A 10,939-nucleotide genomic window follows, 5' to 3' on the forward strand; every position below is an offset into this window, starting at 1 on the left:
CATTCATTATTCATAAGGGCTTTTAGTTGAGTAGAAGCTTTTTATTATGGTAGTATTTAATTTAGTTTTTGTCGCTTGGGAGGAGGTAAGCAATGAATCGTGTTTTTCGTAATACAATCTTTTATTTAATTATCTTTTTAGTTGTCATTGGAATCGTTGGACTTTTTAAGGGCCCGAACCAAGAAACGAAAGACTTAAGCTACAATGAGTTCATAATCGCGTTGGATAATGGTCAAATCGAGGAAATGACCATTCAATATACAAACTTTGCCCACGCCGTGACGGGTGAATTGGTCAATGACGATTCAACAACACCGTTTTTTACACAAATACCGGAAAACAATGAAGTGTATAACCGCGTAATAACCATTGCTGAAGATCAAGGTGTTATTTTACACATTGAAGAAGCAGAGGAACCCAATGGATGGGTGAGGTTTTTCACTTCCATTATCCCTTTCATTATTCTCTTCATCCTATTCTTCTTCTTGCTTAACCAAATGCAAGGTGGCGGAAGCCGTGTAATGAATTTTGGTAAGAGTAAGGCGAAAATGTACAGCGAAGAGAAAAAGAAAGTGAAATTTAAAGATGTTGCCGGGGCGGATGAAGAGAAACAAGAGCTTGTTGAAGTTGTTGATTTCTTAAAAGACCCTCGTAAGTTTTCACAATTGGGAGCACGGATCCCGAAAGGTGTCTTATTAGTTGGACCTCCGGGTACTGGTAAAACATTATTAGCGAGAGCAGTTGCAGGTGAAGCAGGAACACCATTCTTCACAATTAGTGGTTCTGATTTTGTGGAAATGTTTGTAGGTGTTGGTGCATCAAGGGTACGTGACTTGTTCGAAAACGCTAAGAAAAACGCTCCTTGTATCATCTTCATTGATGAGATTGATGCGGTTGGTCGTCAACGTGGCGCAGGTTTAGGTGGAGGCCATGACGAACGTGAGCAAACCTTAAACCAGTTGTTAGTTGAAATGGACGGATTTGATGCCAATGAAGGAATTATTATCATTGCTGCAACAAACCGACCTGATATATTAGACCCTGCATTACTGCGTCCGGGACGTTTTGACCGTCAAATTACAGTTAACCGTCCAGATGTAAAGGGACGTGAAGCCGTCCTGAGAGTACATGCGAGGAATAAACCGTTAAGTGATTCTGTTGATGTAAAAACGATTGCATTACGTACACCTGGATTTTCTGGTGCAGATCTTGAGAACTTATTAAATGAGGCTGCGCTTGTAGCGGCTCGTGCGGATAAAGCAGAAGTGGATATGGACGACGTCGATGAGGCGATTGACCGGGTAATTGCTGGTCCAGCGAAGAAAAGTCGTGTTATATCCGATAAAGAGCGAAATATTGTTGCCTACCATGAAAGTGGTCACACGGTCATTGGTATGGTATTAGATGAAGCCGATATGGTTCATAAAGTAACAATTGTTCCTCGTGGTCAAGCTGGAGGATACGCAGTGATGTTACCTAAGGAAGATCGCTACTTTATGACAAAACCTGAATTATTGGATAAAATTACGGGTCTTCTCGGAGGCCGGGTTGCAGAAGAGATTATTTTTGGTGAAGTAAGTACAGGTGCCCATAATGACTTCCAACGAGCAACAGGTATCGCGAGAAAAATGGTTACAGAATACGGCATGAGTGAAAAACTCGGGCCACTACAGTTTGGTAGTACCTCAGGTGGTCAAGTATTCTTAGGCCGTGACATTCAAAACGAACAAAACTATAGTGACCAAATTGCATATGATATTGATCAAGAGGTACAACGTTTCATTAAAGAGTGTTACGAGCGTGCTAAAACAATTCTTACGGAGAACCAGGATAAACTTGAATTGATTGCACAAACATTACTCGAAAGAGAGACATTAGACGCTTCACAAATTAAGTCATTGTTTGAAGAAGGGAAAATGCCTGAGGGAACGACAGCCGCTATCGATGCACCAAAGGAAAGCAACGTTGAAGTTTCAGAAAAAGGCAATGCCCAATCAAAGGATGATGGTGACGTGAAGGTTAACATTAAGTCAAAAGACGAACACGAACCAAACCTTGATGAAACGAAAACAGATAATGATTCGAAAAATGATGATGAACCAAAAAAATAGTTATTATTTAAAGATAGAGCTTCAGCCAGAATAAGTTGGCTGAAGCTTTTTGTTTGTGAAACTTGCAGTTGTGTGTAATCTTTGGTAAATATGATATGATGTAAAAGTGAAAGAGAAGAGAGCGATGTGATTTCTATGATATTTGTTTTAGATGTAGGTAATACAAACACTGTATTAGGTGTTTTTGAAAACGATGAGTTAGTATATCAATGGAGAATTGCTACTGATCGATATAAGACAGAAGATGAATATGGGATGCTTATTAAAAGTTTATTTGATCATAATGAGATAGAGATAAACGATGTTAAGGGAGTGATTATCTCCTCTGTAGTTCCCCCAATCATGTATGCATTAGAACGCATGTGCGAAATCTATTTCCATGTAAAGCCGTTAATTGTCGGTCAATCTTCCGTGAACTTAGGATTGAAGATGGCCTATCCGAATCCTCATGAAATTGGAGCGGACCGGGTTGTAAATGCTGTCGGAGCAATTCGAGAATACGGGGCACCATTAATAATTATTGATTTTGGTACTGCCACAACGTATTGCTTTGTCAATGAAGATAAAGAATATGAGGGTGGAGCAATCTCTCCTGGAATTAACATTGCTACAGAAGCGCTATATGCTAAGGCGGCTAAGTTACCACGAATAGAGATTACAAAACCATCTGAGGTTGTCGGAACTTCAACTGTTGGAGCGATGCAAACAGGCTTATATTATGGGTACGTTGGTCAAGTAAACGAAATTGTTTCAAGAATGAAAACGAAAGCTAAACAAGCGCCTAAAGTAGTAGCAACGGGAGGATTAGCATCATTAATAGCTAAGGAATCCCCTGCTATTGATATTGTAGATCCCTACCTTACACTAAAGGGTCTTTATTGTATTTATAAGCGCAACGAGAATAACAAAGGAGATAGATAATGATGAGTGACTATTTAATTAAAGCAACCGCTTTTAATCATACGGTACGTGCATACGCGATTACATCAACAGAGACTGTAAATGAAGCGTGTAAAAGACAAGATACATGGGCAACTGCTTCTGCAGCATTAGGAAGAACGATTACAGTAGCTGCCATGATGGGGGCAATGGTAAAAGGTGAAGATAAAATTACGGTTAAAGTGGAAGGAAATGGACCCATTGGGGCTATTATAGCGGATAGTAACGCTAAAGGAGAAGTCCGTGGCTATGTAAAAAATCCACATGTTGATTTTGACCTAAATGAAAAAGGGAAATTAGATGTTCGTCGTGCTGTAGGAACGGAAGGTACAATTAGTGTTGTAAAGGACCTGGGAATGCGTGATCATTTCACAGGACAAGTACCGATTGTATCAGGAGAAATCAGTGAAGACTTTACGTATTACTTTGTAAATTCCGAGCAGGTTCCATCAGCCGTTGGTGCTGGAGTACTTGTAAACCCTGATTTATCCATTTTGGCAGCAGGTGGATTTATCATACAAATGATGCCAGGGGCAACTGAGGAAACAATTTCTCGATTAGAAAAGCATATTGCAAATATCCCTCCTATCTCTACGTTAATCAGAGAAGGTCATAGTCCGGAAGTAATATTAGAAAAACTTCTAGCTGGCGGAGATATGAACATATTAGAAAAGATGCCAATTGAATTTAAATGTCGTTGCTCAAGAGAAAGAATATCCAATGCTATTACGGGACTCGGTAATGAAGAAATTCAAAGTATGATTGATGAAGACAAAGGAGCAGAAGCTACATGTCATTTCTGTAATGAAATATATCAGTTTTCTGCTGAGGAATTAGAACAATTAAAAAGTTAGCAGTCGAGAGGTGACCGACATTGTCGAAACGCTTGCTATTAGGTATGGTACTCGTTTTACTTATTACCAATATCGCAACTGTAACATTTATTATAAAAGGGAATAGTAATCAAGATGTAAGTGAAGAGGAACATCCGGCAATTGTCGGCACCGAACCGATTACTGCTGCAAAGTTAAACACAGTTTTACACGATCAGTATGGGCAAAAAGTTTTAGAAGACTTAATCAATGAGATAGTTGTGATGGAACTTGCTGAGCAAAATAATTTATCCCTTAACGAAAAATGGGTACAACGAGAAGTATCTGTCATTGAAACGGCTTCCACTCTTCTAAACAGTACGGAGCGTATAGAGCAACGCAACATATGGGACGACAAGGTGCGTTATCAACATTATTTGGAAGATTTATTAACAAGAGACGTTGTTGTGTCAGATCGAGAAATCGAGCAATATTACAACGAAAATCGTGGCAGACTTACCTTCCCAAGGACGTATCAATTATCACATATAGAAGTAAAAGATTATGCTACAGCAAATGAAGTTATAACGGACTTAGAAGAAGGTGCATCTTTTCCATCACTAGCCGCAGAATATTCTATTGATGACAATACGAATGATCAAGGTGGATACCTAGGTTACTTGGCTGACGGAAACTTGTACTTACCGGAACAGTATTATGATATAGCAAGTTCTTTAGAAAGTGATACATACAGTGAACCATTTCAAACTGGGAACAGGTACGCTATCTTATACTTGCATACCACTCTGCCGGAAATTAGCTTTTCGTTAAACGAGGTTAGAGGAGAGATTCGTCGGCGGATTGCCAAAAACAAGATGGGAAACAACCCTATGTCACCCAGAGTGCTTTGGGATGAAGTTGGTGTTGAATGGAACTATAACGATTAACATTGGTCTACATTCAAAATATTCATAAAGAAAGCATTTTCATTGACAGATTGGAATAAATTACATAAAGTAGTATTAAATTGATAATACCAATCAAAATACTGGGAATTAGAGGTGAGCATGATGAAAGTATTTGAGAACATTGCAGAAGTTATCGGAAATACACCAATTGTAAAATTGAAGAAAGTTGATGACAACAGTGCTGATGTTTATGTGAAGCTTGAATACATGAATCCGGGCAGTTCTGTAAAAGACCGTATCGCTTATTCAATGATTACAGACGCTGAAGAAAATGGATTATTAAAGCAAGGTGATACGATTATTGAACCTACGAGTGGGAACACAGGAATTGGTTTAGCAATGGTTGCTGCCGCAAAAGGTTATAAAGCGGTTCTAGTCATGCCTGACACAATGAGTCAAGAGCGTCGGAATTTGCTACGTGCGTACGGTGCGGAACTAGTGTTAACCCCAGGTAGTGAAGGTATGAAAGGTGCAATCCGAAAAGCAGAAGAACTTCAAAAAGAAAACGGCTATTTTATGCCTCAACAATTCGACAATGAAGCCAATCCAAAAATACATGAACAAACAACAGGAAAAGAGATAGTTGCCCAAATGGGGGAACAACTTGACGCTTTTGTTTCTGGGATTGGAACAGGTGGTACAATCACAGGAGCTGGAAAAGTGTTGAAAGAAAACTACGACAACATAAAGATTTATGCCGTAGAACCAGAGGCTTCTCCTATCTTATCCGGAGGAGATCCAGGTCCACACAAAATTCAGGGAATCGGTGCAGGATTTGTTCCTTCAATTTTAAATACTGAAATATATGATGAAGTAATTACAGTATCAAATGATGAAGCTTTTGAATCTGCAAGAGAAACGGCAAAAAACGAAGGAATCCTGGGAGGTATTTCCTCCGGCGCTGCAATTCACGCAGCGAGACAAGTCGCGGCTAACTTAGGTAAAGGGAAAAAAGTACTCGCAATTCTCCCGAGTAATGGGGAACGTTACTTATCAACACCACTTTACAATTTTGATGACTAATAAAAAAACAAATCAAAGAGCCATACACGGAAAAGCGTGTATGGCTTTTTTATGCCTAAAATGAAATTGTACAGGACATTGTGTAAAATGGATTGAGGAGAAATAGTACGTCAGAAAGGAGATGGTTCTATATGTTGCTACATACGGACAAGAAAAAATACGACCTTTTGAAAGAAACACTTGTAATGGGGATATTAAATATTACCCCGGATTCATTTTCAGATGGAGGAAAGTTTTTGCGGGAAGGGAATGCGGTAAAACAAGCAGAGTCAATGGTTCAAAATGGTGCACATATCATTGACATCGGTGGAGAATCAACGAGGCCAGGACACAAACCGGTTTCTGCTGAGGAAGAAACGGAGAGAATTGTTCCGGTTTTTCAAGCCTTATCAAATAAGGTCCAAGTCCCTCTTTCCGTTGATACATATAAAGCCAAAACGGCGGAGGCGGCGCTGAAGCACGGTGCGGATATAATTAACGATGTATGGGGAGCGAAAAAGGATCCCGATATCGCCGATGTTGCTGCTAATCATAATGCTCCAATTGTATTAATGCACAACCGTGAAAACAAACATTACGATGATCTTATGGAAGATATGAAAAGGGATTTGTATGAAAGTATCAACATTGCGAAAAAAGCAGGAGTACCTGATCATAATATTATACTCGACCCAGGGATAGGATTTGCCAAGACAATGAAGCAGAACTTACTTGTTATACGACGTTTACATGAACTGCAAATAATGGGGTATCCAATTTTGTTAGGTACATCAAGAAAATCGTTTATCGGTCATGTATTAAATGCGGGTGTGGATGAACGTGTTGAAGGTACAGGTGCAACTGTATGTATTGGAATTGAAAAGGGTGCACATATTGTACGGGTTCACGATGTGAAGTCAATGGCCCGAATAGCAAAAATGACAGATGCCATGATTGGCAAAGGGGAATAATCAGTATGGATAAAATATTTTTAAGTGGAATGGAGTTTTTCGGTTTTCACGGTGTATTTCCAGAGGAAAACAAATTAGGGCAGAAGTTTTTCGTTGACTTAATTTTAGAACTCCCATTAAAGGATGCAGGGTTACATGATAATATAGAAAACAGTGTAGATTATGGGGAAGCTTATATGGTAACCCGTAGTATTGTAGAAGGGAAACCGAGAAAGCTTCTTGAGGCAGTTGCTGAGGATGTATGTGATAAACTGCTAACCGAATTTAAACGATTGAAAGCTGTAACCGTAAAAATATCAAAGCCGGGAGCACCAATAAAAGGTTATTTTGATACAGTTGGAATTGAAATACGTAGGGAGCGTTCATAATGAATGAAGCTATAATAGGATTAGGGTCTAATATTAACCCTAAACAAAACTATTTACAAAAAGCTGTTCACCTTTTAAATCATGCGCAGGGTGTTAGGGTAGAGAAGATGTCCTCTGTTTATGAAACAGAACCGGTAGGCTACACAGAACAGGATGCCTTTTTAAATATGGTGGTTAAGGTTAAAACTCATCTCACGCCTGATGAATTGCTTACCGTTTGCCAACAAGTTGAAATGAAGTTAGGCCGAAAACGGGAAATAAAATGGGGGCCAAGAACAATAGACCTTGACATTTTACTGTATAATCAAGAGAATATTGTTACAGAGCATCTGCAAATTCCCCACCCTCGTATGTGGGAGCGAGCGTTTGTTCTTATACCGCTCATTGAACTAGCGGACGATCTTGTCATCAATGGTAGGCGACTATCGTTATATATAAAGGATTTAAGTGAGGAAGAACGAAAAGGAGTATCAATATGGGGACAGATAAGTGGGGAAGAAGAATTCGGGCATATCGAAAGTTAAAGGGATTCACACAAGTTGGATTTGCCAATGCACTTGGATATTCAACCTCTATTATCGGAGAAGTAGAACGAGGATCTAGACAACCTGATGAAAAACTTCTTCGTAAAGTGTCTGAAGTACTTGATATTCCTTTGGAGGAACTAGCACCAGAAGACAATAATTAAGGAGGAATAAATATGTTTAAGATCGGAAACATCGAAATACCGAATCAGGTAGTGCTAGCACCGATGGCAGGTGTATGTAACTCGGCCTTTCGGTTAACGGTGAAAGAATTTGGGGCAGGCTTAGTATGTGCGGAAATGGTTAGTGATAAAGGAATTGTCAACAAAAACGAGAAGTCGATGAACATGCTTTATATAGATGAAGAAGAGAAACCATTAAGTTTACAAATCTTCGGTGGAGAAAAGAAAACATTAGTGGAAGCTGCTTCATTTGTAGATCAAAACACAAACGCTGATATTATTGACATTAATATGGGTTGCCCAGTTCCGAAAATTACAAAAGTTGATGCAGGGGCAAAATGGTTGCTGGATCCTGAGAAGATACATGAAATGGTATCAGCTGTTGTTGAATCTGTAGAGAAGCCGGTTACAGTAAAAATGCGTACTGGTTGGGACGAGGATCATATTCTGGCAGTAGAAAATGCACAAGCAATTGAAGCTGCAGGTGCCAAGGCGGTCGCGTTACACGGAAGAACCCGTGTCCAAATGTATGAAGGTGAAGCGGACTGGAGCATCGTAAAGACAGTAAAAGAAAGTGTAAACATACCTGTTATAGGGAATGGTGATATTAGTACACCACAAGATGCGAAGCGTCGTTTAGAAGAAACGGGCGTAGATGCAGTGATGATTGGTCGAGCTGCTTTAGGAAATCCTTGGATTATTTATAGTACAGTTAAATATTTAGAAACAGGTGAGCTTATTGGCGAACCATCTGTAAGAGAAAAAATTGACGTGTGTTTACTTCATATGGAACGATTAATTCAACTTAAAGGTGAAAAAGTAGCACTACTAGAAATGCGTAAGCATGCCGCTTGGTACTTGAAAGGCATACGTGGTAATGGTAAAGTAAGGAAACGTATAAACGAATGTGAAACAAGAGTTGAATTGGTGAAGATATTAACGGATTTTGTTAATGAAGCAGAAGAGAAAGAAAGAATGCTGGCATAATTGACATATTTGATTATTTTATCGAATTAAGGGCTGCCAGTTATTGCTGGTGGTCCTTTTATTTATGGAATTGAACTTTGAATTGGAGTGGTGGAATTGACCGATGAAATGAATGACTTAATGCGCGCGAGATTAGAAAAACTTGATACTTATAAGGAGAAAGGTATCAATCCTTTCGGTGATAAGTTTGAGCGAACACATTTATCCAACGAACTAAAAGAACAATATGATCAGTATTCAAAAGAAGAATTAGAAGAAAAAGAAATTCGCGTAACGATAGCTGGACGTATAATGACAAAGCGTGGGAAAGGAAAAGCGGGCTTTGCTCATATGCAAGATTTAACTGGACAAATCCAGTTGTATGTTCGTAAAGATAAAGTGGGCGAAGATGCTTACGAGATTTTTAATACGGTCGATTTAGGTGACATTGTCGGTGTTTCGGGAACAATGTTTAAAACAAAAGTAGGGGAACTTTCTGTAAAAGCGGATGAATTTATTATTTTAACGAAATCTTTACGACCGCTTCCAGAAAAGTTCCACGGCTTAAAGGATATTGAACAAAGGTACCGTCAACGTTATCTTGATTTAATTATGAGTCCTGATAGCCGGGATACATTTATTACGAGAAGTAAAATCATTCAATCAATGAGAAGATACTTAGATAATCAGGGCTTTTTAGAGGTAGAAACACCGATGATGCACTCCATCCCTGGTGGAGCATCTGCGAGACCTTTCATAACACACCACAATGCACTCGACATACCTTTATACATGCGAATAGCTATCGAATTACATCTAAAAAGACTAATCGTCGGTGGTCTTGAAAAAGTATATGAAATTGGACGTGTATTCCGTAATGAAGGTGTTTCTACAAGACATAACCCTGAATTTACGATGATTGAACTTTACGAAGCGTATGCAGATTTCCATGATATTATGGAACTTACGGAAAACGTTATTGCCCATGTTGCAAAAGAAGTGCTAGGGTCGACTACTGTATTGTATGGAGAAGAAGAGGTTAACTTAGAACCAAAATGGCGTCGCCTTCATATGGTAGATGCAGTTAAGGAACAAACGGGAGTTGACTTCTGGGAACGTATGAGTGATGATCGTGCTCGCGAACTAGCAAAAGAACATGGTGTTGAAATTAAGGAAACAATGACCTATGGGCATATTTTAAATGAGTTCTTTGAGCAGAAAGTAGAGGACACATTAATCCAACCAACTTTCGTATATGGTCACCCAGTCGAAATATCCCCACTTGCAAAGAAGAATGAAGAAGATTCACGGTTTACTGATCGTTTTGAGCTATTTATTGTGGGCCGGGAACATGCAAATGCCTTTTCAGAGTTAAATGATCCAGTTGATCAAAAAGAACGTTTTGAAGCGCAGTTAAAAGAAAGAGAAGAAGGAAACGATGAAGCGCACTTAATGGATGAAGACTTCATTGAATCACTCGAGTACGGCATGCCTCCAACAGGTGGTTTAGGTATAGGGATTGATCGTCTCGTTATGTTATTAACAAATTCACCGTCTATCCGAGACGTACTTCTATTCCCGCAAATGAAAAACAAATAATATTACAATGTGAACCTTGTTGCGGGAACGTGACAAGGTTCTTTTTATAGAAGAGAGTAATATAAAATTCGACACAATTCACTGTCGATAGTCATAAATATTTCTGAATATACTTACTTTAAAAAAGATACTTGATTAATGATAGAATCCATGATAAATTATTAAACGTTGCTGATAGCGAAACAAAACAACGCGGCAACAAAAAACATTTTTTTCAAAAAGATGTTGACGAAAGACATCGAAAATGTTATATTAATAAAGTCGCCATTTTGAAGCGACAAACAACTTATTTCGAATGATTTCGAACCTTGAAAACTGAACAAAACGACCAGTAATGTCAATTTCGATTTTTTATTATTTAGCTAGAGAACAAGTTTTCCAACTTTTATGGAGAGTTTGATCCTGGCTCAGGACGAACGCTGGCGGCGTGCCTAATACATGCAAGTCGAGCGCGGGAAGCAATTTGATCTCTTCGGAGTGACGATTGTGGAACGAGC

The 10,939-nt window shown here is 39.0% G+C and carries 11 protein-coding genes and 1 rRNA gene; all 12 read left to right on the forward strand.

The window, feature by feature from the left end; genetic code table 11:
* The first annotated feature begins 92 nt into the window (after window positions 1-92).
* Window positions 93-2,111, forward strand: coding sequence for an ATP-dependent zinc metalloprotease FtsH (ftsH, locus tag NLW78_RS15375; RefSeq protein WP_254498025.1), 2,019 nt, complete (start codon window positions 93-95; stop codon window positions 2,109-2,111).
* A 135-nt stretch (window positions 2,112-2,246) separates the two neighbouring features.
* On the forward strand, window positions 2,247-3,032 hold the full coding sequence (locus NLW78_RS15380; protein WP_254498036.1) for a type III pantothenate kinase: 786 nt from the start codon (window positions 2,247-2,249) through the stop codon (window positions 3,030-3,032).
* Window positions 3,033-3,034: 2 nt separating this feature from the next.
* Window positions 3,035-3,904 (forward strand): Hsp33 family molecular chaperone HslO, encoded by an 870-nt coding sequence (gene hslO, locus NLW78_RS15385; protein WP_254498026.1) that lies wholly within the window; start codon window positions 3,035-3,037, stop codon window positions 3,902-3,904.
* Window positions 3,905-3,924: 20 nt separating this feature from the next.
* Window positions 3,925-4,809, forward strand: coding sequence for a peptidylprolyl isomerase (locus NLW78_RS15390; RefSeq protein ID WP_254498027.1), 885 nt, complete (start codon window positions 3,925-3,927; stop codon window positions 4,807-4,809).
* 123 nt (window positions 4,810-4,932) lie between these two features.
* On the forward strand, window positions 4,933-5,853 hold the full coding sequence (gene cysK / locus NLW78_RS15395; RefSeq protein ID WP_254498037.1) for a cysteine synthase A: 921 nt from the start codon (window positions 4,933-4,935) through the stop codon (window positions 5,851-5,853).
* Window positions 5,854-5,984: 131 nt separating this feature from the next.
* Window positions 5,985-6,803, forward strand: a complete 819-nt coding sequence (folP, locus tag NLW78_RS15400) for a dihydropteroate synthase (RefSeq protein ID WP_254498028.1) — start codon at window positions 5,985-5,987, stop codon at window positions 6,801-6,803.
* Between the two features lie 5 nt (window positions 6,804-6,808).
* Window positions 6,809-7,171, forward strand: a complete 363-nt coding sequence (gene folB / locus NLW78_RS15405; RefSeq protein WP_254498030.1) for a dihydroneopterin aldolase — start codon at window positions 6,809-6,811, stop codon at window positions 7,169-7,171.
* Window positions 7,168-7,695 (forward strand): 2-amino-4-hydroxy-6-hydroxymethyldihydropteridine diphosphokinase, encoded by a 528-nt coding sequence (gene folK, locus NLW78_RS15410; RefSeq protein WP_254498039.1) that lies wholly within the window; start codon window positions 7,168-7,170, stop codon window positions 7,693-7,695. Before folB ends, folK begins: the two co-directional genes overlap by 4 nt.
* Complete coding sequence (locus NLW78_RS15415; protein ID WP_254498031.1) at window positions 7,647-7,859, forward strand: helix-turn-helix domain-containing protein; 213 nt, start codon at window positions 7,647-7,649, stop codon at window positions 7,857-7,859. Before folK ends, NLW78_RS15415 begins: the two co-directional genes overlap by 49 nt.
* A 12-nt stretch (window positions 7,860-7,871) precedes the next feature.
* On the forward strand, window positions 7,872-8,864 hold the full coding sequence (gene dusB, locus NLW78_RS15420; protein WP_254498032.1) for a tRNA dihydrouridine synthase DusB: 993 nt from the start codon (window positions 7,872-7,874) through the stop codon (window positions 8,862-8,864).
* A 108-nt stretch (window positions 8,865-8,972) separates the two neighbouring features.
* Window positions 8,973-10,442, forward strand: a complete 1,470-nt coding sequence (lysS, locus tag NLW78_RS15425; RefSeq protein ID WP_437181990.1) for a lysine--tRNA ligase — start codon at window positions 8,973-8,975, stop codon at window positions 10,440-10,442.
* 384 nt (window positions 10,443-10,826) lie between these two features.
* Window positions 10,827-10,939, forward strand: a 16S ribosomal RNA gene (locus tag NLW78_RS15430); the annotation flags it as partial.

The sequence above is a fragment of the Salirhabdus salicampi genome (assembly GCF_024259515.1).
Taxonomy (GTDB): domain Bacteria; phylum Bacillota; class Bacilli; order Bacillales; family Alkalibacillaceae; genus Salirhabdus_A; species Salirhabdus_A salicampi.